This is a genomic window from Amycolatopsis ultiminotia (assembly GCF_039536925.1).
GTDB lineage: Bacteria > Actinomycetota > Actinomycetes > Mycobacteriales > Pseudonocardiaceae > Amycolatopsis > Amycolatopsis ultiminotia.
The window spans coordinates 30,456-56,544 of sequence record NZ_BAAAZN010000020.1 but is presented as its reverse complement, the minus strand read 5'-3'; the positions used below and the strand labels follow the sequence as shown (position 1 = coordinate 56,544).

General features: G+C 70.0%; 25 protein-coding genes. 15 read left to right on the top strand and 10 right to left on the bottom strand.

Going from position 1 to position 26,089, the window contains the following annotated elements; genetic code table 11:
- Window positions 1-4: 4 nt before the first annotated feature.
- The 5 genes from ABD793_RS34275 to ABD793_RS34255 form a co-directional block, all read right to left on the bottom strand.
- The gene (locus ABD793_RS34275) at window positions 5-826 is read right to left on the bottom strand and encodes a class I SAM-dependent methyltransferase (RefSeq protein WP_344867446.1); all 822 of its coding nucleotides are present in this window, start codon (window positions 824-826) and stop codon (window positions 5-7) included.
- Complete coding sequence (locus ABD793_RS34270) at window positions 823-1,239, bottom strand: VOC family protein (protein ID WP_344867445.1); 417 nt, start codon at window positions 1,237-1,239, stop codon at window positions 823-825. Before ABD793_RS34270 ends, ABD793_RS34275 begins: the two co-directional genes overlap by 4 nt.
- A gap of 73 nt (window positions 1,240-1,312) precedes the next feature.
- The gene (locus tag ABD793_RS34265) at window positions 1,313-2,050 is read right to left on the bottom strand and encodes an FAD:protein FMN transferase (RefSeq protein ID WP_344867444.1); all 738 of its coding nucleotides are present in this window, start codon (window positions 2,048-2,050) and stop codon (window positions 1,313-1,315) included.
- Complete coding sequence (locus ABD793_RS34260; protein WP_344867443.1) at window positions 2,050-2,451, bottom strand: FMN-binding protein; 402 nt, start codon at window positions 2,449-2,451, stop codon at window positions 2,050-2,052. The genes ABD793_RS34265 and ABD793_RS34260 overlap by 1 nt, the downstream gene beginning before the upstream one ends.
- Window positions 2,452-2,461: 10 nt before the next feature.
- On the bottom strand, window positions 2,462-3,817 hold the full coding sequence (locus tag ABD793_RS34255) for a ferredoxin reductase family protein (RefSeq protein ID WP_344867442.1): 1,356 nt from the start codon (window positions 3,815-3,817) through the stop codon (window positions 2,462-2,464).
- A gap of 124 nt (window positions 3,818-3,941) precedes the next feature.
- Between ABD793_RS34255 and ABD793_RS34250 the strand changes: the two genes are divergently transcribed.
- Both ABD793_RS34250 and ABD793_RS34245 read left to right on the top strand, forming a co-directional pair.
- The gene (locus ABD793_RS34250) at window positions 3,942-4,649 is read left to right on the top strand and encodes a response regulator transcription factor (protein WP_344867441.1); all 708 of its coding nucleotides are present in this window, start codon (window positions 3,942-3,944) and stop codon (window positions 4,647-4,649) included.
- Window positions 4,646-6,097 carry a sensor histidine kinase gene (locus ABD793_RS34245; RefSeq protein WP_344867440.1) on the top strand — a complete coding sequence of 484 codons (1,452 nt, stop codon included), beginning with the start codon at window positions 4,646-4,648 and terminating at the stop codon, window positions 6,095-6,097. Before ABD793_RS34250 ends, ABD793_RS34245 begins: the two co-directional genes overlap by 4 nt.
- Here ABD793_RS34245 and ABD793_RS34240 read toward each other — a convergent pair.
- Window positions 6,069-6,743, bottom strand: coding sequence for a pyridoxamine 5'-phosphate oxidase family protein (locus ABD793_RS34240; protein WP_344867439.1), 675 nt, complete (start codon window positions 6,741-6,743; stop codon window positions 6,069-6,071). The genes ABD793_RS34245 and ABD793_RS34240 overlap by 29 nt on opposite strands.
- Window positions 6,744-6,833: 90 nt before the next feature.
- On the opposite strand from ABD793_RS34240, the gene pdxR reads away from it, so the two are divergent.
- The 3 genes from pdxR to ABD793_RS34225 all read left to right on the top strand — a co-directional run bounded on the left by pdxR (window position 6,834) and on the right by ABD793_RS34225 (window position 11,374).
- On the top strand, window positions 6,834-8,204 hold the full coding sequence (gene pdxR / locus ABD793_RS34235; RefSeq protein WP_344867437.1) for a MocR-like pyridoxine biosynthesis transcription factor PdxR: 1,371 nt from the start codon (window positions 6,834-6,836) through the stop codon (window positions 8,202-8,204).
- 643 nt (window positions 8,205-8,847) lie between these two features.
- Window positions 8,848-9,945 carry a D-alanine--D-alanine ligase family protein gene (locus ABD793_RS34230; protein WP_344867436.1) on the top strand — a complete coding sequence of 366 codons (1,098 nt, stop codon included), beginning with the start codon at window positions 8,848-8,850 and terminating at the stop codon, window positions 9,943-9,945.
- An 88-nt stretch (window positions 9,946-10,033) separates the two neighbouring features.
- The gene (locus ABD793_RS34225) at window positions 10,034-11,374 is read left to right on the top strand and encodes an MFS transporter (protein ID WP_344867435.1); all 1,341 of its coding nucleotides are present in this window, start codon (window positions 10,034-10,036) and stop codon (window positions 11,372-11,374) included.
- On the opposite strand, the gene ABD793_RS34220 is transcribed toward ABD793_RS34225, so the two are convergent.
- Both ABD793_RS34220 and ABD793_RS34215 read right to left on the bottom strand, forming a co-directional pair.
- Window positions 11,355-11,900, bottom strand: a complete 546-nt coding sequence (locus ABD793_RS34220) for a DUF3515 domain-containing protein (protein ID WP_344867434.1) — start codon at window positions 11,898-11,900, stop codon at window positions 11,355-11,357. The two genes, ABD793_RS34225 and ABD793_RS34220, sit on opposite strands and share 20 nt — an antisense overlap.
- Window positions 11,901-11,919: 19 nt before the next feature.
- Entirely contained in the window at window positions 11,920-12,153 is a 234-nt protein-coding gene (locus tag ABD793_RS34215) for an Lrp/AsnC ligand binding domain-containing protein (RefSeq protein ID WP_184780492.1), read from the bottom strand.
- Between the two features lie 138 nt (window positions 12,154-12,291).
- On the opposite strand from ABD793_RS34215, the gene ABD793_RS34210 reads away from it, so the two are divergent.
- From ABD793_RS34210 to ABD793_RS34190, 5 genes are all read left to right on the top strand, one after another.
- Window positions 12,292-13,251, top strand: a complete 960-nt coding sequence (locus ABD793_RS34210) for a thiamine-phosphate kinase (RefSeq protein WP_344867432.1) — start codon at window positions 12,292-12,294, stop codon at window positions 13,249-13,251.
- A gap of 144 nt (window positions 13,252-13,395) precedes the next feature.
- A complete protein-coding gene (locus ABD793_RS34205) occupies window positions 13,396-13,875 on the top strand; it encodes a GNAT family N-acetyltransferase (protein WP_344867431.1) in 480 nt (159 codons plus the stop codon).
- 21 nt (window positions 13,876-13,896) lie between these two features.
- Complete coding sequence (locus tag ABD793_RS34200) at window positions 13,897-14,427, top strand: gamma carbonic anhydrase family protein (protein ID WP_344867430.1); 531 nt, start codon at window positions 13,897-13,899, stop codon at window positions 14,425-14,427.
- Window positions 14,428-14,458: 31 nt separating this feature from the next.
- Window positions 14,459-15,136, top strand: coding sequence for a uracil-DNA glycosylase (locus tag ABD793_RS34195; protein ID WP_344867429.1), 678 nt, complete (start codon window positions 14,459-14,461; stop codon window positions 15,134-15,136).
- Between the two features lie 73 nt (window positions 15,137-15,209).
- Window positions 15,210-16,001, top strand: coding sequence for an alpha/beta fold hydrolase (locus ABD793_RS34190; RefSeq protein WP_344867428.1), 792 nt, complete (start codon window positions 15,210-15,212; stop codon window positions 15,999-16,001).
- 391 nt (window positions 16,002-16,392) lie between these two features.
- Here ABD793_RS34190 and rpmB read toward each other — a convergent pair whose 3' ends face one another.
- Complete coding sequence (gene rpmB / locus ABD793_RS34185) at window positions 16,393-16,584, bottom strand: 50S ribosomal protein L28 (RefSeq protein WP_003091970.1); 192 nt, start codon at window positions 16,582-16,584, stop codon at window positions 16,393-16,395.
- A 134-nt stretch (window positions 16,585-16,718) separates the two neighbouring features.
- Here rpmB and ABD793_RS34180 point away from each other — a divergent pair, with 134 nt between their 5' ends.
- The 3 genes from ABD793_RS34180 (at window position 16,719) to ABD793_RS34170 (ending at window position 21,429) form a co-directional block, all read left to right on the top strand.
- Window positions 16,719-18,302, top strand: a complete 1,584-nt coding sequence (locus tag ABD793_RS34180) for a DAK2 domain-containing protein (RefSeq protein WP_344867427.1) — start codon at window positions 16,719-16,721, stop codon at window positions 18,300-18,302.
- 2 nt (window positions 18,303-18,304) lie between these two features.
- Window positions 18,305-20,458: an ATP-dependent DNA helicase RecG gene (recG, locus tag ABD793_RS34175; RefSeq protein WP_344867426.1), complete on the top strand. Its 2,154-nt coding sequence runs from the start codon at window positions 18,305-18,307 to the stop codon at window positions 20,456-20,458.
- Window positions 20,459-20,655: 197 nt separating this feature from the next.
- Complete coding sequence (locus ABD793_RS34170; RefSeq protein WP_344867425.1) at window positions 20,656-21,429, top strand: GNAT family N-acetyltransferase; 774 nt, start codon at window positions 20,656-20,658, stop codon at window positions 21,427-21,429.
- A 1,415-nt stretch (window positions 21,430-22,844) separates the two neighbouring features.
- On the opposite strand, the gene ABD793_RS34165 is transcribed toward ABD793_RS34170, so the two are convergent.
- Window positions 22,845-23,471 (bottom strand): TetR/AcrR family transcriptional regulator, encoded by a 627-nt coding sequence (locus ABD793_RS34165; protein WP_344867424.1) that lies wholly within the window; start codon window positions 23,469-23,471, stop codon window positions 22,845-22,847.
- 31 nt (window positions 23,472-23,502) lie between these two features.
- Here ABD793_RS34165 and ABD793_RS34160 point away from each other — a divergent pair, with 31 nt between their 5' ends.
- Together ABD793_RS34160 and ABD793_RS34155 are read left to right on the top strand one after the other, a co-directional pair.
- Window positions 23,503-24,717: an erythromycin esterase family protein gene (locus ABD793_RS34160; RefSeq protein ID WP_344867552.1), complete on the top strand. Its 1,215-nt coding sequence runs from the start codon at window positions 23,503-23,505 to the stop codon at window positions 24,715-24,717.
- 328 nt (window positions 24,718-25,045) lie between these two features.
- The gene (locus ABD793_RS34155) at window positions 25,046-25,990 is read left to right on the top strand and encodes a S8 family peptidase (protein ID WP_344867423.1); all 945 of its coding nucleotides are present in this window, start codon (window positions 25,046-25,048) and stop codon (window positions 25,988-25,990) included.
- Window positions 25,991-26,089 lie beyond the last annotated feature (99 nt).

Genomic DNA, 26,089 nt, shown 5'->3' with positions numbered 1-26,089 from the left:
GACCTCAGGAAGCCCGCACCGCCTGCAGGGTGTAGCTCGCCGCGAGTCGGCGCGGGTTGTCGCGCAACCGCCATTCACCGCCCTCGACCGGTTCCATCTCGTGCGGCAGCGCGTTCCATGGCACCGTGTCGTGCTCGGTCAGCCCGGTGAGCGTCATGCCCTGCTCCAGCAACGCCGTGACGATCTCGCCGAGCCCGCGGTTCCAGTTGTGCGTGGTGGTGCTGTGCAGTGGCTCGTCGGTCGCGACGTAGGTGGTGTCGTCGCTGAACACCAGTGGTTCGGTGTGCTCGAAGTAGTCGTATTTCGGCCACGCCGGGGTGGATTCGTCGTCGAGACTCGACAACATCGGATGGTCTTCCCGCAGGAACAGCCGTCCGCCGGGACGCAGCAGCCGGGCCACCACCGACGCCCATTCCCCGATCCGCGGCAGCCAGCACAACGCACCGACACCGGTGTAGACGAGATCGAAGCCGCCTTCGCCGAACACCTCGACCGCGTCGTAGACGTTCGCCTCGTGGTAGTCGATTTCCGCGCCGGTGCGGTCCGCGAGTGTGCGGGCCAGATCGAGCGACACCGGGGAGAGGTCCAGCCCGGACATCCGGGCACCGAGCCGCGACAGGGAGAGCGTGTCGGTGCCGATATGGCATTGCAGGTGCACCCCGCGAAGCCCGGCGACGGAACCGAGCCGTGGCAGATCGAACCGCACGACGTCGCTCAGGTACTGCGGATCGGCGCGGAACCGGTCGAAGGCGTAGTACTCGGACCGCGCGTGCACCGGCGCACGGTCGTCCCAGTTGGCCCGGTTGACGGTGAACGAGTCGGTCATGCCTGCTCCGCTGCGCCTGCCTCGACGGTGCTCTTTTCGGCGGCGTTCTTTTCGGCGGCACTGCGTTCGACGCAGAATTCGTTGCCTTCCGGGTCCTGCAGGACGGCCCAGCCGGTGCCGTCGGGACGGCGGTGGTCGGCGTACAGGGTTGCGCCGAGGGAAAGCAGCCGCTGCACCTCTTCGTCGCGCGGCACGTCCGGCCGCAGGCAGACGTGCAGCCGGTTTTTGCCTGCCTTCGGTTCGGGTACGGCGATGAACAGCATCATCACACCGGATTCCAGTGCGATGCCGACCTCCGGATCGCCCGGCTGGTCCTCGTCGTCGACCGGGCGGCCGGTGACGGCGGTCCAGAACTGCGCCAGCTGCCACGGATCGGTGCAATCGACGGTGATCTTGTCCACCACGGCGGTCATCGGGCTCCCTGGGTCACGGTCGGAAGTTCCTCCCGGAGTGTGCCCGGCCCGCACCGGTCGCGCGAAGCGATTTTCAGCCAGGGGTGAGTCCGGGGGAGCGGTGCACGCGCCGACCTTCGTCGATGATCAGTACTTCGACGCCGGGTTGGGTGGCGGCCCAGGCGATGCCGTCGGTGCCGAGTGCGAAGGTCGCGGTGGCCAGTGCGTCGGCGTGGGTGAGGTCGTCGGCGACGACGGTCACGCTCAGCAGGCCGGTGGCCGGTTGCCCGGTGCGGCCGTCGAGGATGTGCGCGCCCCGTTCGTAGGTTGCGGAGGTGGCGACAGTGCCGTCGCGCGAAGCCAGTACGGCGCAGACCGCTTGTGGCTGTTCGGGGTGCCGGATGCCGACCCGCCACGCCCGTCCGGGTTCCGGCTCCCCGGAGGTGACGACGTCGCCGCCTGCGTTGAGGCAGAACCGCCGCGCGCCGGCTGCGTGCAGATGGTCGGCTGCGCGTTGCACCGCCCAGCCCTTGACCACCGCGCACGGGTCGAAGTCGTGGCCCGGCAGCTGCGTGGAGAAGGCGCCGCCGGAGATGTCCTCGTAGTAGGCACACCGGGACAGCACGTCGTCGAGCTCCTCGCTCAGGTCGGCCGCGGCCAGCAGACCTCGGCCGTACCGGCTCACCTCGCTGTCTACTTTGTACGGACTGAAGCGGGCGTCCACCTCGTGCAGCCAGGTGAACGTCTCGGTGACTGCCGAAGCGAGGTCCTCTTCGTCGCGGAGGTCGAGCGAAATCGGCATACCCATGACGTACTCGACGTGCCGGACCATCAGGATCCCTTCGCGTCGAGCGCGGCTTGCAATGAGGAGATGTAGGCCTCGCTGGTCATCGTCGCTCCGGAAACGGTGTCGATGTTCGCGCTCTGTGCTTGCAGGGCTTCTTCCCGAAGCTGCGGCAGAGCGCCGACGCCGCGGCCGCTGCTTGGTTCCTGCACCAGTGCGACATCGCGGATCCGGCTGCCGTCGAAGGTGACCCGGACCTGAACCGTGCCGAATTGCGTCGATTCTGCGGTGCCGTCGGCGGTGGTATTGCCGTCCGCGCCGGACGAGGCGGAAGGCGCCGAAGTCACCGTGGGTGCCGAAGTCGCCACGCTGGTCCCCATGGGTTCGAAACGCCACACTGCGATGAATCCGGCGATCGACAGCGCTACTACGAAAATCGTCTTCTTCACCGTCGGCTCCTCACGCGGCCAGGCTGAATCGCTCGGCGTGTACCTGCACACCTGCCACGCCCAGCTGTCGCACGCTTCGCAGGACCGCGGACGTCATTCCCGGTGGACCGCAGACGAACACGTCACGTTCGACAATGTCTGGCACCAGGGCGTACAGGCTTTCCGGACCGAGTACGGGACCGTGGGGACCTGCCTGATCCTTCGGACCGACAAGCACGTGTACGACGGCACCGCGCGTCTTCGCGAGCTTCTGCAGTTCGGGCAGCAGCACGGCGTCTTCGGGAGTGCGCGCGCGGTAAAGCACCACTACGTGTCCGGCGATGTCCTCCAGTAGCGCGCGGATCGGTGTGACGCCGACGCCGCCTGCGACGAGCAGAGCGTTCGGCCGCTGTTGGTGGATCGTGGTGAAGGCGCCGTACGGACCTTCGGCGAACACGCGCGTGCCGACGCGGAGAGAACGCAGCTTCGCGCTTGATTCGCCGACGGCTTTCGCCGTGAGCCGTAGCGTGCGGCCGTCTGGTGCGGCGGAGAGCGAGAACGGGTTTGCCTGCCACCAGCGGTCGCGGGTGAGGAAGCGCCACAGAAAGAACTGTCCTGCTCTGGCTGGCAGGCGGTCCAGGTCGCGACCGGTCAGGTAGACCGACACCGTGTCCGGTGATTCGGGGACCACGGCGGCGACTTGCAGTCGATGCCGCATGTTGCGCCACAACGGCAAGACGAAGCGTCCGGCCAGTACTGCGGTACCTGCGCTCAGCCACAGCGTCCACCAGTAGCCGCGCGCCACCGGCGAACCGGCGAAGGACTGTCCGATGGCGATTTGGTGGGTGAACGCCAGGAACACCGCCGCGTACGTGTAGAGGTGCACGAAGTGCCACGTCTCGTAGGCCATCCGGCGGCGCGCGAAGCGTGCGGAAGCCGCGCCGACCACGAGGATCAGCACGAGCGCCACGATCGCGCGCAGGACTCCTTCGAGAGTGTTGGCCAGCGAAACGAGTTCGCCGGCGGCTGTGTTGTCCTCTAAACCGGCGTAGCCGAAGACGATGAACACCACGTGCGTGACGAGCAGCCACAGCAGCCCGAAGCCGGTCCAGCGGTGCAGCGCCGTGAGGCGGTCCATGCCGAGGCGACGGTCCAGCCACGGCAGGCGCGCCACGAGCAGCAGCTGAAAAGCCATCGCCTGCGCGGCGTACAGCCCGGCGAGACGGCCGACGCTGATCAACGGACGGTCGGAGAGGCCACCGGCGACGAAGAACACGGTGACCAGCAGTACGTTGGCCGCGAGGAACACCGACAGCCACACCTTCGCGGCAACCCGCGGCGTGACCGCCGGTCGAGGCGGCGCGAAGCGGCGGGGCAGGGCAGTCACGTTCGGATCCACGGGTTTCAGCCTTGCCGCGCAACCTGTGGCGGATCTGGGTGCAACCTGTCGAATGGCTGTCGGCAGTGGGCTCGGGTCGCGCGTACGTGCGCGCGTCGCGGAGGATGGTGGAGTGCAGAACTCGAACGCGGTGCGGTTGCTCGTCGTCGACGACGAGCCGCACATCGCCGACCTGGTCGCCACAGTCGCCCGTTACGAGGGCTGGCAGGCCGTGACTGCCGGCTCCGGCGGCGACGCGCTCACCCAGGCTGCCGAATTCCGGCCCGACATCGTGGTGCTGGACCTGATGCTGCCCGACTTCGACGGTTTCACAGTGCTCGACAAACTGCGCGAGACCAGCGGCGCGGTACCCGTGGTATTCCTCACCGCGAAGGACGCGACGGCCGACCGCGTTGCGGGCCTCACCCGCGGTGGCGACGACTACCTGGTGAAGCCGTTCTCCGTGGAGGAGTTGATGGCCCGGTTGCGCGCGGTGCTGCGACGCACATCCGGCGTCGAACAGCAGCCTGCCCGCACCACCGTGGTGCAAGTCGGTGACCTGACCCTCGACGAGGAGACCCGCGAGGTCCGCAGGGACGGCCGGCTCGCCGAGCTGACGCCCACCGAATACGAGCTGCTGCGTTACCTGATGCGGCGGTCCCCGTCGGTGCTGACCAAGGCACAGATCCTCGATCACGTGTGGGAGTACGACTTCGGCGGCCGATCCAACGTGGTCGAACTGGTCATCTCCCACCTGCGCCGCAAACTCGACGCCGGGGCCGAACCGTTGATCCACACCGTGCGCGGCGTCGGGTACGTCGTGCGCAGGGCCGGCCGGTGAGCCGGATCGGGCGCTGGGCGCGGCGCTGGTACGCCGCCTGGCGAGCGTCGCGGCTGGGTACTCGGCTGGCTTTCGGCCTCGGCGCGCTTTCGCTCGTGGTGTTCGCGATCGTGGGCGCAGTCACGGTCGAATTCATGCAGGACTACCTCAACCGCCGCCTCGACGAGCAGCTGAAGACCAGCCAGGTCTCGCAGGTACCGCACCTGCGTGCCTCCCAGGACGGCCCCGAAGTCGTCTATTCCTGGTATTCCGCGGTGTTCCGGGTGACCGGCGAGGTGGCCACGCCGCAGGCGGGCAGCGACCTGCCCGCCGACATCAAGCCGCTGGAACAAGTCGCCAAGGACGCGGCAGGCGGCGACGTCTTCCGCACCGTGTGGCTCCACGGCGATGGCTCCTACCGCGTACGCGCCTGCCTGGTGGCGACGGACGAGGGTGAGACCGACACGGTGCTGCTGAGCGCCGCGCCGCAGGCCGACCTCGACAACACCGTGCGACAGCTGGTGCTCGTCGAAGTGGTCGCGTTCTTGATCGCGCTGGCGATCCTCGTCGTTGCCGGACGGCTCGTGTTGCGCCGAGGCTTGCGGCCGTTGGCGGACATGGCGGGTACGGCGCACGACATCGCTTCGCACGATCTCACCGCCACTGCTGACCTCCCGGTGCGTGCTTCCGGCGACGGTGGCGGCGCCGAGGTGGAAGAGCTGCGTACGGCGTTCAACCTGATGCTCAGCCACATCGAAGCCTCGTTGGCCGCGCGCACTGTGGCGAACGAACGGCTGCGCCGCTTCGTCGCCGACGCTTCGCACGAGTTGCGCACACCGTTGACCTCGATCCGTGGCTACGCAGACCTTTTCCAGTACGCAGCCGCGAACGAGCCCGAAGAGCGCGAAGCACACCTCGCGAAAATCCGCGCGGAGACAGCCCGGATGAGCGTGCTCGTCGACGATCTTCTCCTACTGGCCCGTCTCGACTCGCACGACGCGGAACAGCCGGTGCGCCCGGAACAGACGGACCTGATCGAACTCGCCACGGCGGCCGCCGATGCGTTTCGCGCGGGCCGTCCCAGCCATCCACTCACCGTACGAGTGCCGGACGATCCGGTGGTGCTGCACGCGGATCCGGTGCGGCTACGGCAAGTGCTCGACAATCTGCTGACGAACGCTGCCGTGCACACCCCCGAAGGCACGCCAGTGGAGCTGGCCGTGTCCGCCGAAGGCGGCGAAGCGGTCGTACAGGTCACTGACGGCGGTCCAGGGATCGCGCCCGAGGACCAGCGCCGGATCTTCGACCGCTTCTACCGCGTCGACAACTCGCGTACGCGCGCGGCGGGTGGAACCGGGCTCGGGCTTTCCGTGGTGCATTCACTGGTCGTGGAACACGGCGGCACCGTCTCCGTGGCGAGCAGGACGGGCCGCACGACGTTCACCGTCCGACTGCCTCGGGCGAACTGACCCGTGTCCGCACGTGCTCCGGCACCGCCCACGAAGACGGCAGGTCCGCCGAGGGCTCCGGCTCGCCGAACACCGTCCGGATCGGCAGCACCCCTGCCCACGCGGCGTCCGCGGCGACGTCGTCCGGCTCGTCGTCGGGACCTTCCGCGCGCAGCTTCACCGAAGCCTCGGCCAGGTCGAGTGCGAGCACCGAAACCGCGGCGAACTCCTTGGCGTTCACCCCGCGTGCGTGTTCCCACGAACCGGGGGAGAGGTGATCGGTGAGCACGTGCAGGCCGTGCATCTTCGCGTCGCGGTCGGTGATCGCCCGTGCCCGGCCGAGGATGACTGCGCTGCGGTAGTTCATCGAGTGGTTGTTCACCGAACGGGAGTAGACGATCCCGTCGGCCAGCGTGACGGTGACGCACACTTCGACCTCGCCGGACGCAGTGCGCAGGGTGGTCGCTCCCGTGGAACCATGCAGGTAGAGCGTGTCGCCGTCGCGGCCGTACCCGGTGGGCAGCACCAGCGGTGCGCCGTCGCGGACCACGCCGAGGTGGCAGATGAGGGCCTCGTCGAGCACGGCGTACAGCGTCGCGCGGTCGGTGGCGGCGCGGTTGCGCTTGCGGCCGAGGGTCGTGCGTTCGGTGGGCGAGAGGCTGGTCATGTCACCAGTGTGCAATCCCCAAGTGGACCTGTTAAATGTCCACTTCTTCTACACTTGAGAAGTCCACTTGGGTTCGAACGGAGGCCTGACGTGTCCTATGCCGACACCGCGTTACCGGTCAGCCTTGATCGGGCGGCGGACATCCCGCTCGCCGTGCAACTGGCCGACGCGCTGCGCGAGGCCGCCGCCGGTGGTCACCTCCGCGGTGGCGACCGGCTTCCCTCCACCCGGGCGCTGGCCGAACGGCTCGGCGTTTCGCGGACCGTCACCTCGGCGGCGTATGAACAGCTGCACGCCGAAGGCTGGATCGCCGGACGACACGGCTCCGGCACCTATGTGACGACTCCGCCGACGCGCGCCGCCGCCTCGGTCGCCGCGCCGGATTCGCTCGTCGCCGAGACGGATTCCGTGCCGATGCTCGACCTCACCCCTGGCGCGCCGTGGGCGGCCGGGATCGACCGTGCCGCCTGGCGACGCGCGTGGCGGGCGGCCGCCGATCCGGAGCCGTTGACACGCGCGCACCGTGCCGGATTGCCCGAGTACCGCGCTGCGGTGTCCGAGCATCTGCTGCGCCACCGTGGTCTCGCGGCAGGTTCGGTACTGGCGACCGGAGGGACCACGTCGGCTGTGGTCGAACTCGCCGCCGCAGTCGTGCGGCGAGGCTCGGTGGTCGCTTTCGAGGAGCCGGGATACCAACGTGCGGTGCAGGCGTTCCGGCAGGCCGGGCTGACCGTGGTGGGGGTGCCGGTCGACGACGAGGGACTGCGCCCGGACGCCATCCCGGCAGGTGCGCGTGCGGTGTACTGCTCACCCGCGCACCAGTATCCGATGGGCAGCCGGATGAGCGCGGCCCGCCGCGTGCAGCTCGTCGAGCGCGCCAGGGCCGAAGGCATGCTGGTGATCGAGGACGACTACGACGGCGAGCTGCGCTTCGACGTCGCCCCGCTGCCGCTGCTGGCCGCGCTCGCCCCGGACGTCGTGGTGCACCTGGGAACCACGAGCAAGATCCTCACTCCCACCCTCGGCGCGGGCTGGCTCGTCGCACCGGCGGAGGTGGCCGAATCCGTGCTGGCCTACCGCGACCTCACCGGCAGCCGTCCGTCCCCGGCCGGGCAGCGGGTGCTGGTCGAACTCGCGCGGACCGGCGACCTCGGCCGTCACCTGCGTAAACTCCGCCGCGAACTGGCCGAGCGGCGCTCGCTGCTGTCGGCCGCCCTGTCCGCCGCCGAGGTCCCGGTCCTCGGCGACGACGCCGGCGCCCACCTGGTCGTGCCCGCGGACAGCCCGGAGGAGGAGGCCCGCCGCATCGCCACCGCGGAACGCCACTCCATCCGCCTCGACGGCCTGTCCCGCCACTTCGCCGGCACCCCGACCGCGTTCGGCGTCGCGCTGGGCTACGCCGGGTGCTCACGGGAGGCACTGATCGCAGCCCTGCCGACGCTGGCGCAACTGCTCCGCTGATCTTGTCCGCGGAGCGTGCGGCCGGTGGGGGACCGCCGTCGCGTGGTCACCTGTGCAGCCACCACACGGTCACCGGCGACGGCAGCGCAGGTACCTCGGGTAGCCGGCCGCGTGGGTGGTCATCGTCGGCGTTCAGTGTTGTGGTCGCGTGAGTGGTCGTCGGGGTCGCTGGGTTGCGGCGGTGCGGTTTGTCGCTGCAGAGGGACCGGGGTTGGCGCTGCGCGGGTGGTCGTTGTCCGGGGGACCGGGGGTTGGCGCTGCGCGGGTGGTCGTTGTCCGGGGGACCGGGGTTGGCGCTGCGCGGGTGGTCGTTGCCGGGGGGTTCGGTGGCGTGGGTGGTTCTTGCCGGGGTTCGTGGGTTGCGGTCGCGCGGGTGTCGCCGCGAGGGCGCCTGGACTGCCATCGCGCGGGTAGCCGCCGTCGGGTCGCTGGGTCGCAGCGGTGTGGGTAGCCGCCGTCGGGTCGCTGGGTTGTGGCGGGGGCGGTGGGAGTAGCCGCCGCCGGGGGCCGTTGGGCTGCCGCCGTCGGGGGTGGGCCGGTTGCCGGGGCGGGGCGGGGCGCGTGCTCGGACTGCGGTCCTGCCGCACCGTGGACCCACGGGGCCGCGCTGTTCGCCGTGGTCACCCGGGTACGGTGACCGGCTATGAGTGCTGAGAAAATCCGGGTGGCGGTCGTGTTCGGCGGACGCAGCAGCGAGCACACCATCTCGTGCCTTTCCGCGGGCAGCGTGATCGCGAACCTCGACCCGGATCGCTTCGAGGTGCTCCCGGTCGGCATCACCCCGCAAGGTGGCTGGGTGCTCGGCAGCGGCGACCCGAAGGAGCTCAGCATCCAGGGCCGCGAGCTGCCGTCGGTGGACACCGGGCGGGCGCTGGTGCTCGCCGGCGATCCGACCAGCCGCGAACTGCGCACAGTCGACCCGGGCAAGGCGACCGAAGTGCTCGGTGGCGTCGACGTCGTGTTCCCGGTGCTGCACGGCGCCTTCGGCGAGGACGGCACCATCCAGGGCCTGCTGGAGCTGGCCGACCTGCCCTACGTCGGACCCGGCGTGTTCGCCAGCGCGGCGGCGATGGACAAGGAGTACGCCAAGAAGCTGCTCGCCGCAGAGGGACTGCCGGTCGGCACCTACGCCGCGCTCCGCCGTGCACAGTCCACAGTGTCCGAGGAGGACCGCGAACGCCTTGGCCTGCCGGTGTTCGTGAAGCCCTCGCGGGCGGGTTCGTCGGTCGGTATCTCCCGGGTCACCGACTGGTCCGATGTGGACACTGCGATAGAACTGGCCCGGCGCACCGATCCGAAGGTGCTCGTGGAGGCCTCGGTGACCGGCCGTGAGGTGGAATGCGGCGTGCTGGAGTTCCCGGACGGCCGCGTCGAGGCGTCGCTGCCCGCCGAGATCCGGGTGCTCGCCGAGGGCGAGGACGCCTGGTACGACTTCGAGACCAAGTACCTCGGCGAGGACGCCGAGCTGGACATCCCGGCCAAACTGGACGACGCGCTGACCGAACGCCTGCGCGGGATGGCCGTCGAGGCCTTCCGTGCGCTCGACTGCCAGGGTCTGGCCAGGGTCGACTTCTTCGTCACCGGCGACGGCGAACCGGTGATCAACGAGGTCAACACGATGCCCGGCTTCACCACGAGGTCCGCCTACCCGAAGATGTGGGAGGTCACCGGCGTGGACTACCCGACGCTGCTGTCCGTCCTGGTGGACACCGCGATCGCTCGGGGCACCGGACTTCGTTGATCCCTCACCCACTAGGGTGATCAACTGGTGAGCCGGGACGCCGGCGTCACGGTCGTGACGCGGTCCCGGCACGGGCAGGAGGCAGCACGTGGGGATCGCATCCCGGCTCGACCGGCTCCCGGTCACCCGCCGGCACCGGTACTTCGTCGCGGTGGTCGGTGTCGCCACCTTCTTCGACCTCTATGACCTCTTCCTCGCCGCGACCATCAGCACCGTGCTCACCAAGGAGTTCGGGGTCACCGCCGAGACGCTGAAGTACGTGCTCGCCTCGGCGTTCGTCGGCGCGTTCGTGGGTGCGGTGTTCCTCGGCAGGCTCGCCGACCGGCTGGGCCGCCGCCGCGCGTTCCTGCTCACCCTCGGGCTGTATTCGGTCTTCACCCTGCTCGGTGCGTTCAGCACGGACGTGTGGATGCTCGTGGCCTGCCGGTTCATCGCGGGTATCGGGATCGGCGCGGAACTGCCGGTCGCGGACGCCTACCTCGCCGACCTGCTGCCCGCGCGTGCCCGTGGCCGGGCCACCGCGTGGGCTTACACGATCGGGTTCTGCGGCGTGCCCGCGGCCGGATTCCTCGCGCGTGCGCTGGTCGGCCAGGAGCCACTCGGCATCGAAGGCTGGCGGTGGCTGTTCGTGATCGGCGCACTGGGCGCGGCGATCGTGTGGGGGCTGCGGTTCACCCTGCCGGAATCACCACGGTGGCTGGCTTCCCGCGGCCGGGAGGCGGAAGCCGACGAGATCGTGCGACGCCTGGAGGAGAGCGCGCCGCAGCCGTTGCCCGAACCGGAGCCGGAACCACCCGCGCCGGAGCCGGTGCGGGCCTCGGCCCTGCTGCGCCCGCCGTGGGTGCGGCGCACCACCATGCTGTACGTCTTCCAGCTGCTGCAGTCCTTCGGTTACTACGGTTTCGGCTCCCTGGTGCCGATCGTGCTGGCGGCCAAGGGATTCGGCCTGGTCTCCTCGCTGACCTTCAGTGCGCTGACGTTCCTCGGGTACCCGATCGGCTCCGCACTGTCCGTGCCGATCATCGAGCGGATGGAACGCAAGTGGCTGATCGTCGCGAGCGCCGCGGCGATGGCGGTGTTCGGGCTCGCCTTCGGCTATGCCACCTCCGGCGTGCTGATCGCGGTGTTCGGATTCTGCTACACCGCGGTCAGCAACGTGTTCTCCAACGCTTTCCACACTTACCAGGGCGAGCTGTTCCCGACGTCGCTGCGCGGCACCGCCGCCGGTTCGGCTTACGCGTTGTCCCGGCTGGCGACCGCGGCGATGCCGTTCGTGCTGCTGCCGGTCCTGCAGGCGGCCGGGGCCACCACGATGTTCGCCGTGGTCGCGGCCGCGATGGCGCTGCTGATCGTGGACGTCGCGCTGCTCGGCCCGCGCACCACGGGCGAATCGCTGGAGACGATCGCGGCTAGAACTTCACCGGGCTGACCGGCAGCTTCGCCGACACGAGGTCGGAGACCAGCTGCAGCGGACCGGTTCCCGCGGAGTCCGGCACGGTCAGCGCGACGTAGACCGCGCGGTCGACCACGTACCAGGTGGCCGCGTTGTCTTCGGTCACCTGCAGCCACTGCACGCCGTTGATCACCCGCAGCTGCGCGGTCCGCGTCAGTTCCTGCGGCCGATCGAGCCCGCAGCGCAGCACCACCGGATTGTCCGCGCCCCAGGCTGCGGTGGCCCTGGGTGCCGGATCGGCGAGCGGGCGACGGGCGAGCTGCTTGCCGTTCGAGGTGAGTGCGGCCGGCGCCGCGGCCAGCAGAGTGGTGCAACCGGCCGCGTCCGCCTGCGGAGCGGGCACGGCGACGAGCGGGAGCGGCCCGTTCGGATCCGCGGCGCCGCCGTCGGTGTCCGGCCGGGTCAGCGCGAACACGGCGACCGCGACGGCCAGCGCGACCACCAGCACGGACGCGGCGACGAGCACCACTTTCGGCGGTGCTCCGGTGTCGGTGTCTGCCACCGCACCAGTGCACCACGGCTCAGAGGTGCACCACCGGGCAGGTCAGCGTGCGCGTGATCCCCTCCACGTTCTGCACCCTGGCGACCACGAGCTGGCCGAGCTGGTCCACGGTGTCCGCGGTCGCGCGCACGATCACGTCGTACGGGCCGGTGACATCCTCCGAGGTGGTCACACCGGGCACCCCGGAGATCTCCGCCGCCACCGCGGCCGCCTTGCCGACCTCGGTCTGGATGAGGATGTATGCGTGGACCACGGCGTGCCCTTTCGTCGGTGCGACCAGTGTCGAGGTAGGAACGGTGTAGGCAAACTAGCGCCGGCCCCGGGAAAAACCTAGGGGATCCGACTATCGGTGGTCGAGCTAACGCCGTTGAAGAGGAACGGGAGGTGACCGGTGTCACCGGATGAGGGCTCGGTGGCCGGGACGGGCGAGTTCGCGCTGATCCGGCGGATCACCGGGGGACGTACACAGCCGGCGTCCACCCTGCTCGGTCCAGGGGACGACGCGGCGGTGCTCGCCGCGCCGGACGGGCGGGTGGTCGCGACCACCGACGTGCTGGTGCACGGCGTGCACTTCCGGCTGGACTGGTCGAGCCCGGAACAGGTGGGCCGCAAGGCGGTCGCAGTGAACCTCTCGGACGTCGCGGCGATGGGTGCCAAGCCTTCGTCGGTCCTCGTCGGGGTCGCCTGCCCGCCGGACACCCCGGCCTCGGTGGTGGCCGAGATCATGGACGGAATGTGGGCCGAGGCTTCCCGGGCGGGCGTCGGCGTCTCCGGCGGCGATCTGGTGAGTGCCGACCAGCTCGTGCTCAGCGTCACCGCATTGGGTGACCTGGAAGACCGGGATCCGGTGACGCGCGGGGGCGCGCGGCCGGGCGACGTACTGGCGGTGGCCGGCCGGCTCGGCTGGGCCGCGGCCGGGCTCGCCGTGCTGGGCCGGGGATTCCGGTCCCCGGTCAGCGTGGTGAACGCGCAGCGCTGCCCCGAACCGCCGTACGAGGCCGGTCCGCAGGCCGCACGTGCCGGAGCGACCGCGATGATGGACGTCTCCGACGGCCTGCTCGCCGACCTCGCGCACATCGCCGACGCCTCCGAGGTCGGCATCGACGTGCACACCGGTTCGCTCGAGATCTCCACGCGGCTGCAGGAGGTCGCCACCGCGCTCGGCGCCGACCCGCTGCGCTGGGTGCTCACCGGCGGCGAGGACCACGCACTGGTCGCCACGTTCCGCTCGTTCGACGAGCTGCCCGAGGGCTGGCGCAAGATCGGCATGGTGACCATGCCGGGTTCCGGCGTGACCGTGGACGGCAAGGAATACGGCCACGCCGGCGGCTGGGAGCACTGGCAGCAGTGACCGTCCGGGCCGGGCGGCGGCGGACCGTGCCGAGCGGGCAGCAGCCGAGGCTCCGGGCCGGGCAGCCACTGATCGGGCGGCCGCTGATCGGGCGGCCGCTGATCGGCCGGACGGCGAGCGGTGCGGTCCGATTAGGCTGGCGTCATGGACATCCGTGTCGTCGCTTTCGACCATCCCGATGCGGCCAAGCTGACGGCCGAGGTGCAGCAGGAGTACGTCCGCCGTTACGGCACCGAGGACGAGACGCCGGTCGAGGCGGCCGAATTCGCGCTGCCGCGGGGGCTGTTCCTCGTCGGCTACCTCGACGGGGTGCCGGTGGCCTCCGGCGGCTGGCGCGTGCCCGACGGGTCGAAGACCGGGCTGTCGGCCGGCGATGTCGAGTTGAAGCGGATGTACGTCGCGGAATCCGTCCGGGGCCGCGGGTACGCCCGCGCGATGCTCGCCGAGCTGGAGCGCACGGCGCTGGCCGCAGGTGGCCGCCGGGTCGTGCTGGAGACGGGTACCGAACAGCCGGAGGCGATCGCCCTCTACCGTTCGTCGGGCTACGGCGAGATCGCGGCGTTCGGCTTGTACTCCGACACCCCGGAAAGCCGGTACTACGGGAAGGCTCTCGTCCACCACTGACGGAACGAACCGGAGGCGGTTTTGGCCATCTACGCACTCGGCGACCTGGTGCCGGCGATCCACCCGGACGCCTACGTGCACCCCGACGCGACGGTGATCGGGGACGTGCGGATCGGCGCGCGGGCCTCGGTGTGGCCGCAGACGGTCCTGCGCGGCGACCACGGCTACATCGAGATCGGTGAGCGCTCGAACATGCAGGACGGATGCGTCGTGCACTGCACTTCACAACACCCGACGATCCTCGGGCCGTCGTCGGCGGTCGGCCACGCCGTGCACATCGAAGGCGCGACGATCGGCACCGGCTGTCTCATCGCGTCGGGTTCGGTGGTGCTGAACGGGACCGTGATCGAGGACGGCGGCATGGTCGGCGCCGGCGCGGTGCTGTCGTACCGGTCGCACGTGGGGACCGGGGAGATCGCGCTCGGGGTGCCCGCGAAAGTACGGCCGAACAAGTCGTTCTCGCCGGACCAGATTGCGGCCGTGGTCGATTCGTACGTTCGTCGCGGCGCTCGGTTCCGTGCGGAGCTGCGCCGGATCGACCCACTCCGGTGACGCTTCTCGCGTGGCGCTAGGCTCGCGGGCCGTGACTGCACGACCGCTGCCTGAGATCGTCGAAGCAGGCTGGGCCCGCGCCCTCGAACCGGTGGCCGACCAGGTCGCCGCGATGGGGAAGTTCCTCCGTGAGGAGATCGCCGCGGGCCGCAAGTATCTGCCCGCGGGCGAACACGTGCTGCGTGCTTTCCAGCAGCCCTTCCAGGACGTGCGGGTGCTGATCGTGGGACAGGACCCGTACCCGACGCCGGGGCACGCGGTCGGGTTGAGCTTCTCGGTGGCGCCGGATGTGCGGCCGATTCCGAAGAGCCTGATCAACATCTACAAGGAGTACACCGAAGATCTCGGGCACCCGGTGCCCTCGACCGGTGACCTGACGCCGTGGGCAGGGCAGGGTGTGCTGCTGCTCAACCGTTCGCTCACCGTGCAGCCGCACAAGTCCAACTCGCACCAGGGCAAGGGCTGGGAGCAGGTGACCGAGCAGGCGATCAAGGCGCTGGCCGCGCGTGGGGGACCGCTGGTGGCCATCCTGTGGGGGCGTAACGCCCGCAACCTGCGGCCGATGCTGGGCTCCGTGCCGTGCATCGAGTCCGCGCACCCGAGCCCGCTGTCGGCGCACAACGGGTTCTTCGGCTCGCGGCCGTTCAGCCGCGCGAACCAGCTGCTCACCGACCAGGGGGCCGGACCGGTGGACTGGAAACTGCCCTGATCCGGCGTGTCCGGTCCCGCGGTCCGGTTCGGACCGCCAAGGTGCGGAAGGACCCGAACCCAGGAGGACCGTCATGACCGCCACCGTCACTTCCGCCGACGGCACCCCGATCGCCTTCGACACCTACGGCACCGGTTCGCCGGTCCTGCTGGTCGGCGGTGCGGTGAACGACCGGACCGCGGTCGCCGCGGTCGCCGGAATGCTGGGTGACGCCGGTTTCCGGGCCGTTGCGTTCGACCGGCGGGGCCGGGGCGACAGCGGCGATGCCCCGGTGTACACGGTCGAACGCGAGATCGACGACCTCGCCACGCTGATCGAGGCGGTGGGCGGCTCGGCGGCGCTGTTCGGCCATTCGTCGGGCGCGATCCTGTCGCTGGAAGCCGCTGCTCGCGGATTGCCGATCACGAGGGTGGCCGCCTACGAGCCCCCGTTCATCGTCGGTGACGAGCGGCCACGCCCCGGCGACGACCTGGTGGAACGGCTGAGCACCCTGGTGACCGATGGAGACCGCGACGGTGCGGTGGAGCTGTTCCTGACCGAGGGCACCGGGGCGTCGGCGCAGGTCGTCGAAAGCATGCGGTCCGCGCCGGTGTGGGAGTGGTTCGTCGGCCTGGCACACACACTGCCCTATGACCTGACGGTGTGCGGCCGCGGCAACCACCTGCCCGCCGACCGGCTGGCCGCGATCACCGCCCCGGTCCTGTCCCTGTCCGGCGGCGCGGGGGAGGCATGGATGACGGCGTCCGCGCAGGCCGTCGCCGACGCCGTGGTGCACGGCAGGCACGAAGTCGTACCCGGCCAGGACCACGGGGTGCTCGGCGCCCCGGAGTCACTACGCGAGCCGCTGACGAAGTTCCTGAGGTGAGAGCCGCCCACCCGACCCGGGTGGTGGCTTACCGCGCCAGGTGACCGAGCCCAACCCCGGTGCGCACCCGCCGTGGGTGGTCACCCCGGGATTCGGGCGACCGGCCAGGCTGGGGTGGCCTGCCGGCCGGCTGACCAACTCGGGCCTGGCGCCCACCCGGCCTTGGTCGCCTTACCGGGCGAAGTGACCGGCCAGAGCTGGACTCTGGTACGCGGAGCACCCGCACCCGACCTGGGCGATCCAGCAGCCCGGACGGTCACCAGGACTGCGCGACCACCACCGGGGGTCCAGGGCCTTGCCCCGGCGGTCCGGAGGTTCGACCCCCGAAGACACCTGCGCAAAAAAAATGGCGAGTGCTCACTGCGAGCACTCGCCACCCAAACCTTTTCGCTCAGCCGCGGACGACCTTGCCCGCCTTGATGCACGACGTGCAGACGTTCAGGCGCTTGCGCTGGGACACGCCGACCTTGGCGTGCACAGTCTGGATGTTCGGGTTCCACCGGCGGTTGGTACGCCGGTGGGAGTGCGAGACCGACTTGCCGAAGCCGGGCCCCTTGCCACAGACGTCGCACACGGCAGCCACGTCGAACTCCTCTGGTACTGGGACAAAGAATGCGCGCCCGAACTCGCCGGGCAACTCGACCATAGTAACGAGTGGTCTCCGGGGCCTCGCCGCGGGGTCGATACCCTCGCGGGGACCGGCGAGGAGGTTACGGGGTGCGGGTGCTGGACGCGGCAGCGGTGTCGGCCTGGGCGAGGGCCTGTGTGGACAGCCTGTCCGTGCTGCGCCCTGCGATCAACGGCATCAACGTCTACCCGGTCGCCGACTCCGACACCGGTTCCAACCTGCTGCACACCATGACCGGCGCGCGCGAAGCGCTCACCAGCGCCGAGACGCCGGACGCGGCCACCGCGCTCGCCGTGCTCGCCCGTGGTGCGGTCCTGCACGCCCGTGGCAACTCGGGCGTGATCCTGTCCCAGGTCGTGCGCGGGATCGCGGACTGGGCCGCAGGCGGCGCGCCCCTGGACGGTGCCGGTCTCGCGGCGGCCCTCGGGCAGGCCGACCAGGCCGCCACCGGTGCGGTGAGCCGACCGGTCGCGGGCACGATGCTGACCGTCTTGCACTCCGTGTCCGCCGCGGTGCGCGAGGAGACGCGTCCGCTCGCCGAGGTCGCCCGTACGGCCGCCGACACGGCTGCCGCGGCCCTGGAGGAGACCCCGAAGCAGCTGCCCGCACTCGCCAAGGCCGGGGTGGTGGACGCCGGCGGACGCGGTTTGGTGGCGGTCCTCGACGCGCTCGCCGCGGTGATCACCGGCGCGGCAGAGCAGCCGACCCACGAGCTGCAGGCGATCGGCATTTCCGAGCCGCAGCCGTATGCGTGGGAGGTCATGTACCTGCTGGACGACGTCGACGAGGACCGGCTGCCGGCGTTCCGCAAGGAGCTGAGCGGCTTCGGCGACAGTGTCACGGTGGCCGGGGACGGAGCGGGCAGGCACGCCGTGCACGTCCACTGTGCCGACATCGGCGCCGCCATCGAGGCCGGCCTCCAGCTGGGCAGGCCACGCCGGATCCGGGTCGAGCCGTTGATCACGCCCACACCGATCGAACCGGGTGGCGGGCTGGACCGTTCGGTGGTCGCGGTGGTGCGCGGTGGCGGGCTCGCCGAGCTGTTGCGGGCCGAAGGCGTGGCGGTGCTGGCCGTGCCGGAAGGGGAGACCCCGGGCGTCGAGGACCTGATCGGATTGTTCAACGAGGCCGCCGGACAGCACCTGATCGTGCTGCCCGGAGGTCCGGATCTCACCGCGGCCGCGGACGCCGCGGCCGGGCACACGATGGCGGGCGACCGGGACGTGGTGGTGATCCCGTGCGCGTCCCCGGTACAGGTGCTGGCCGCGCTCGCGGTGCACGACGGGGACCGCCGGGCGAACGACGACGTGGTCGCGATGGCCGAGGCGGCGGCCGCGACCAGGCGTGGCGAGCTGCGGATCGCCACCGAGGAATCGTTAACCTGGGTGGGCCGGGCGCAGTCCGGCGACGTGATCGGCCTTGTCGACGACGAGGTGGTGCTGATCGAACCGGCGCCTGCTTCGGAGACGAACCTCGTCGCGGCCGCGGTGGGCGTGCTCAACCGGATGCTCACCGCGGGCGGCGAGCTGGTCACCGTGCTGAGCGGCGCGGACGCTCCGCAGGGCGTGGCCGCCGAACTGGCCGGGCAGCTGCGGCTGGAGCATCCCGAGGTGGAGTTGACGAGTTATGCCAGTGGCCAGTGCGACACCGTGCTGCTGATGGGGGTCGAATAGCGATGGCCGAGTTGCGCGACAAGCTTCCCCTGCTGCTGGGCGCGAAAACGGCGAAAGCACTCGCCGGTGCGCTCGGCATCGAGACCGTCTCCGATCTGCTGCGCCACTATCCGCGCCGGTACGCCGAACGCGGTGAGCTGACCGACATCGCCGGGCTGGAGCTGGGCGAGCACGCCACCGTGCTGGCGCGGATCGAGAAGATCAGCAAGCGGCGGATGAAATCCCGCAACGGCACCATCCTCGACATGGTGATCACCGACGGCAGGCGACGGCTCGCATGCGCCTTCTTCAACCAGGCGTGGCGGGAAAAGGAGCTCACACCGGGAAAGACCGGACTGTTCGCGGGCAAGGTCACCGCGTTCCGGGACACGTTGCAGCTGGCCAACCCGGAGTACGAGCTGCTCGACGCCGAGCGCGAGGCCGAGGCGGTGGACAGTTTCCTCGCCGAGATCATCCCGGTGTACCCGGCTGCGCAGGGCATGCCGACGTGGTCGATCGCGAAGTGCGTGCGGCAGGTGCTCGACGTGCTGGAGGTCGGCGCGGACCCGATGCCGGAGCAACTGCGGGCGCAGCACCGGCTTTCCGGGCTGGAACGGGCGTTGCGCGGTATCCACCGCCCGGAGGACTGGGCGCACCTGGAGAGTGCACGGCACCGGCTCAAGTGGGACGAGGCCATGGCCGTGCAGCTGATTTTCGCGCAGCGACGGCATTCCGCGGTGACGCGTCCGGCGAAACCGAGCCCGCACACCGACGGTGGCATCCTCGACGCGTTCGACAAGCGGCTGCCGTTCGAACTCACCGCAGGCCAGCGGGCGATCGGCGAGGAAGTCGCCGCGGACCTGTCCTCGGAGCATCCGATGAACCGGTTGCTGCAGGGCGAGGTCGGCTCGGGCAAGACGGTGGTCGCGCTGCGGGCGATGCTGCAGACCGTCGACTCCGGCCGGCAGGCGGCGATGCTCGCGCCCACCGAGGTACTGGCCGCGCAGCACGCGCGGTCGTTGCGGGAAATGCTCGGTGAGCTGGGGATGGCGGGTGAGCTGGGGGCCGCGGAGAACGCCACCCGGGTCACCTTGCTGACCGGATCGATGGGTGCGAAGGAACGCAAGCAGGCGCTGCTGGACACGGTGAGCGGTGCGGCGGGCATCGTCGTCGGCACGCACGCGCTGATCCAGGACACCGTGCAGTTCCACGATCTCGGGCTTGCGGTGGTCGACGAACAGCACCGGTTCGGCGTGGAGCAACGGGATGCGCTGCGGTCGCGTGGTGCGGACTCGACCAGTCCGCACGTGCTGGTGATGACCGCGACGCCGATCCCGCGCACCGTCGCGATGACCGTCTACGGGGATCTGGAGACGTCGGCGTTGCGCGAGATGCCGGTGGGGCGTTCGCCGATCAAGACCACCGTCGTGCCGGTCACGGAGAAGCCGGCGTGGCTCGATCGTGCCTGGCAGCGCGTGCGCGAAGAAGTCGGCAAGGGGCACCAGGCGTACGTGGTGTGCCCGCGGATCGGCGACGAGCCACCGTCGGACAAGAGTGACAAGCGGCCGCCGCTTGCCGTGCTGGACGTGGCGCCGGAGCTGGCGAACGGGCCGTTGCAGGGTTTGAAGATCGCCGCCCTGCACGGCCGGATGCCTGCGGACGAGAAGGACGCCGTGATGCGGGCTTTCGGCGCGGGCCAGATCGAGGTGCTGGTGGCCACGACGGTGGTCGAGGTCGGCGTGAACGTGCCCAACGCGACCGCGATGGTGATCCTCGATGCGGATCGGTTCGGCGTGAGCCAGCTGCACCAGTTGCGTGGCCGGGTGGGCCGGGGGAGCGTGCCCGGACTGTGCCTGCTCGTCACCGAGGCGCTGGAGGGCACGTCGACCCGGGAACGGCTCGCCGCGGTCGAGTCCACGACGGACGGCTTCGAACTGTCCCGGCTGGACCTGGAGCTACGCCGCGAGGGCGACATCCTCGGCGCGGCACAGTCCGGGAAACGGTCCGGCCTCAAGCTGCTTTCCCTACTGCGCGACGAAGACGTGATCACCGAAGCGCGCGCGACCGCACAGCAGATCGTGGTAGGCGACCCGGAACTGACGTCCCACCCCGGCCTGGCACAGCTGGTGTCCGACGTCGTGGACCTGGAACGCGCCGAATTCCTGGAGAAGAGCTGATGTCCGAGGCGCCCGCAGATCCGGGGGTGTCCGGAGATTCGGCGGTGCCTGGGGCGTCGGCAGATTCGGGAGTGCCCGGGGTATCCGGGGTGCCTGCGCCGCTTGGAGTGTCGGCAGATTCAGGGTTGCCCGCAGCGCCCGGCGTGCCTGTGGTACCCGAGAATTCCGCAATTCCTGGGGCGCCCGGCGCACCCGCGGTGCCCGGTGATCCTGTGGTGCCCGGTGCGCCCGCGGCGCCCGGTGTGCCTGCGGTGCCCGGTGCGCTCGCGGTGCCCGGTGCGCCTGCGGTGCTCGGTGGTCCTGTGGTGCCCGGTGTGCCTGCGGTGCCCGGTGTGCCTGCGGTGCCCGGTGCGCTCGCGGTGCCCGGTGTGCCTGCGGTGCTCGGTGGTCCTGTGGTGTCTGGGAATTCCGCAGTGCCCGGGATGCCCGCGGTGCCCGGTGCGCCCGCGGTGATCCGCCCCGCCGTGCCGTCAGATGCCCCCGGGATTGCCGCCGTGCACGTCGCTTCCGGGCGGGCGGCGTACGCGGGTCTGCTTCCGGAGGACTTCCTGAACGGCCTCTCCATCGCAGCACGCGAACAGTCCTGGACCACCCACCTGTCCGATCCGTCGTCGCCGGGCACGGTGCTGGTGGCGTGCACCCCGGATGCAGCGATCACCGGCTTCGTCCGCTTCGGCCCCAGCCGTGACGACGACAGTTCCCCGGAAACCGGTGAACTGATATCGATCTACCTGCTGCAGTCCAGCTGGAGCCGCGGCCTCGGCCGCGCCCTGCACGACCACGCCGTGGCCACACTGTCGAAGTCCTTCACGGAAGCCACCCTGTGGGTCCTGTCCACCAACGAGCGGGCCCGCAAGTTCTACGAACGCGCCGGCTGGATCCCCGACTCCCGAACGAAGACCGAAACCCTGGCGAACAGCACCGTCACCCTGGAGGAAGTCCGCTACCGCCGTCCCCTGCGGGACCGGTAGCCCGCCCCCAACAGGTTCTCCCGGCCACGTCGCAGCCAACCACCCGCATCATCAACCGAAGCCAACCCGACCCGTGCCCGGTGATCCCGCCCCGCGGCCCCTTGGCAGACCCATTCGCCTACCCGTTCACGTGATGGGTTGTGTGTTTGTAGGTTGTTGGCCGGGCTGTGCGGTGGTCTTGTTTGTGGGCTGGTGGTGGGGCTGTGTGTTTGTGGGTTGTTGGCTGGGGTTGTGTGGTGGTTTCGTTTGTGGGTTCGTGGTGGGCTGGTTGGTGGTGGGGCTGTGTGTTTGTGGGTTGTTGGCTGGGGTTGTGTGGTGGTTTCGTTTGTGGGTTCGTGGTGGGCTGGTTGGTGGTGGGGCTGTGTGTTCGTGGGTTGTTGGCCGGGGTTGTGTGGTGGTTTCGTCTGTGGGCTTGTGATGGGCTGATCGGTCGCGGTCCGTGTGATGAGGTTGCGTGTTTGTCGGTTGCTGACAGGGGGCGCGGGGCTGTGTTGTGGTTCCGTTCGTGAGGTTTCGGTGGACCAGCCGATCTGTCCGTCCGCCGGCGAACCCCGCGCCTGCCCTCGCGGTGGGCCCGCGCACCTGTTCACCCGGTGGACCCACCCGTGCGCCTCGGTGGTCCCGTCCGCCGGTCCGTCTGGTGGGACCGTGCTTGTCCGTCTCGCGGTGAACTCGTCGTCTCACAAGCGAATCTGCCCGTGGGGCCCGGCGGAGCCGCTGGCCCGCTCGCGCGCCTGTGCACGCTCCGCGTACAAGACCGTCCGTCGGCCACTCCGGCTCGCTCGTCCGGCTCCCGGTTGAGCGCCCCATCCAGCACCGCATCGCGCGCGGTTTGCACCGCCTCGTCATCGACACACGTTTGTCGGGTCGGTAACCACCTGGCCCTGGGAAGGCCATCGTGGCACCCGCACCCGCACCCGCACCCGCACCCGGCGCCCGCGCCCGAGTCCGGCGCCTGGCTCCGGCATCTGCTCCGGCTCCCAGCTTCAGCCTGATCAGCTAACGTTGGCCGATTTGTTTTCAGTGGTCGCGGCTTCGGCTTGCTCAGCCCCGTAAGTCCACCGGGCCGGTCCTGGTTTCGGCCTGGTTGACGCTGGCGCCTACTGACCCGACTTCAATACGACTACTCCCGGCGGTTCACGGTGTCCGGCTGACGTCGGGGTCGGTTCGCCCGAGCACCGTGCTCGGCTGAGGGCGGGGTTGGTTCGGCTGGTCGTTGTGTTCGGCTGCTGCCGGGGTTGGTCTGGTCGGTTCGCCCGGTCGTTGTGTCCGGTTGGCGTCGGGGTTGGTCCGGTTGGGTTCGCCCAGTCACCGTGCCCGAGGCCTGGCTTCCGCCCGATCCGCCTCGACGGCTTGCCGCGCTCGCTGGTCCCTGCGTCACCCGGTCGGCCCCGGGAACCAGCCCACCGCACCGCTCATCCGCTCTCGTCGGCACGTTGCGCGGTCAGTACGCCCGCTCGGGCAGCTGCCGCGGCTGCCTCCGCGGCGGTTCGGGCCGTCGCGTCGTCTACCGGCTCCCGCGAGATGAACAACCGGTAGAACACCGGCCCGCAGGCGGTTCGCGTCACCTCGTCCGGGTCCGTCGCGGCCGGAACCTCCCCGCGGGCGACCGCACGTGTCACCAACACCGACGCCCGCACGTGCCGCTCCTGGTAGAAGTCGTGCAGTGCCTCCGCCGCGCGCGCCGACTGGAACGCTGTCAGCACTGCGGCCGTCGGCAGCTCACGTTCGCCGGGCTCGGTGAACGCCCGCACCACTTCCAGCAGCATTTCCCGTAGATCGCCCGCGAGCGAGCCGGTGTCCGCCGGCGTCCACGGCACCTCCGTACCCATCTGCAACGCCGCCGCGACCAGCCCGTCGCGCGAGGCCCAGCGCCGGTACACCGTCGTCTTGTGGACCCCCGAGCGCTCCGCGACTGCCTCCACGGTGAGGTCCGGGAAGCCGCGCTCCACGAGCAAGTCGAGCGTTGCCCGTAAAACGGCAACGCGCGTGCGCTCGGTCCGGCCGCCCGGACGGCTGGTGCCGGGTAATCCAGTTGCCAAGTGCTACTCCTGTTGCGTTAGCGTGCCCAGTATGGCACTGCTCGGAGCCCGTTCGCGGCTGTCCGGCGACGTCTGTCCGATCACCGACCTCGTCGGCGACGCGCGGATCGTCGCGATCGGGGAGAACAACCACCACATTCGCGAATTCGGCGAACTTCGGGCCCGCGTGCTCCGTCGTCTCGTGGAGGACCACGGGTTCACCGTGCTGGGCTTCGAATCCGGGTTCGCGGAGGGTGACCTCGTGCAACGATGGCTGCACGGTGGTCCCGGTGGCGTCGCGGAAATCGCGCGAGACGGGTTCACGTTCACCCTCGGTGACGCGCCGGAGATACACGAGATGCTGACCTGGCTACGTGCGCACGGCGGTGTGGACTATTCCGGTCTCGACCTGCCGAGCTCGGGCGGTTCGCCGTTGCCGGCCCTGCGCTTCGTCCAGGAGTACCTGCGAGAGGTGGATCCTGACCTGCTTCCCCTGGTAGAAGCGGCGATCAGCGCAACCGAGCCATATGCCGGAGTGAGCAACGCCGTGTCTCCCGGCCGTTACGCGGCAATGACGATTTCGGCGCGCGATGCGGCGACGACGGCGCTGACCACTCTGGTCGCCTACCTGCGCGCACTGGCACCCGTTCATCGGCAAAGAGATGAAGGTCCCCGTCAAACCATCGCCGAACACCACGCGATCGGCGCCTTCCGCATCGACGCGCACCTGCGTGAGCTGACGGCCATGGCGTCGGGAACGGCCCCGTCGCTGCAGAGTTCGTCTCGCGACACGTACATGGCCGCGACCGTGAAGCTTCTTCGTCGGCTACACGGCGACGGCGTGAAGATCGTCCTCATGGTCCACAACGGACACCTTCAGCGCTCGCTGTTCTCGCCCGCCCCCGGAATGACTTTCCCGCCGGCAGGTATGCACCTTGCGGAGGAGTTCGGCGACGAGTATTTCGCCCTCGGTCTCACGGCCGGCGCGGGAACCACGACTGGTTTGGCGCCCGATGACAGCGAACGCCTCGGCTTCCGCGTGTTCCGCCAGGAACTGCCGCCGCTCGCCGAAGGCAGCGTCGAAGCGGCGTTGGAAGGCGCAGGTTCCTGCGTCGTCGATCTGCGGCAAGACCGTGCGAGCGGTGAACCAGGCCCGTCAAGCATCCGGCACGCGCACATGTTCACCCCTGTCGACGTCGTACAGGCTTTCGACGCGCTCGTGTATCTACCAACGATGTCCGCCAGCAGTCACGTACCGACCGCGTAGCAGCCACCAGCCGTTCTCGGGCAACGGACACTCGAACCGGCGGTCCACGCGCGCAGGCGCGGGAAGTGTCGTACACACCGGTCGGCGACTCGTCATCAGAGTCGCGCACGTTTCGTACTCCAGGCGCCGACACGGCACCGCTTGTCGTCTCAAACGACCACAGCGACGCGCGCGACCTCACCCGTGGCGTCCTCCTGACGTTTTGCACCCGTGGCGTCCTCCTGAACGTTTCGCGGGGCCAGCCACCCCGATCCGGCCGGGACTTCGGGACCAGCCCATCGTGTGACGCCGAGTTGCCGCGCGGTCACGGCCGGGATACGACCCAGGCATGCGGAACCGAGCGGTGCGTGGTCTTTTTTCGGCAATAATGACGTTTGTGCTGGTCGTCGGGCTACCGTCGGCAGCATCGGCGGCGGGCGGGACGCAGTCCGACCCGCCGAGCTGGGCACTCGACCGGATCGACCAGCGGACCGGACTCGACCAGGCGTATCACTACGACTCGGCCGCCGCTGACGTCACGGTCTACGTGATCGACAGCGGCGTGGACGCCAAGCATCCCGATCTGCAGGGCCGTGTCGTGCCCGGCAAAGATTTCCTCACCGAGGGTGCGTCCGCGGGCTCGGACACCTCGGACACCAACGGTCACGGCACCCGGGTCGCCGGAATTGTCGCCGGGCGCGACTACGGCGTCGCCAAAGCAGCGCAGATCTTCCCCGTCCGGGTCCTCGACAAGGATGGCGGCGGCTCGACCGACGCCATCGTCGCCGGCCTGAACTGGGTGGCGAAGAACGCGCACCAGCCGGCGGTCGCCGTCCTCGGCATCGGCGGCGTGCCGAACGACCAGCTGGACAAAGCCGTCAGCGACCTGGCCGCGGTGGTGCCGGTCGTGGTCCCGGCGGGGGAAGGTGGCACCGACGCGGCCGAGATTTCGCCGGCCAGGGTGCCCACCGCGCTGACCGTCGGCGCCAGCGACGTGCAGGATCAGGTTGCGAGCTTCGCCAACTTCGGTACGCCGATCGACCTATACGCGCCCGGCGTCGACATCCCCGCACCGCTCGCCGGCTCGTCCGACGCCGGCACGTTGTCGGGTACGTCGATGGCTGCGGCCGTCGCGGCCGGTGCGGCGGCGGTCTATCGAGCCGGGCACCCGGACGACTCGCCGTCCGCGGTCGACACGGCGTTGGTGCAGGCCGCGACACCGAACGTGCTCAAGAATGTGCCGTCCGGAACCGCGAACCGGCTCTTGTGCACGTTGCCCGCGCCGGGCCGCTGAATGGTTGCGGGACCGACCGGATCCCCGCATCATGCACGCAGGTCGACGCGCATGATGTCCATCACCTGGACTACAGCTCCCGGACAGCGGGAACAACCG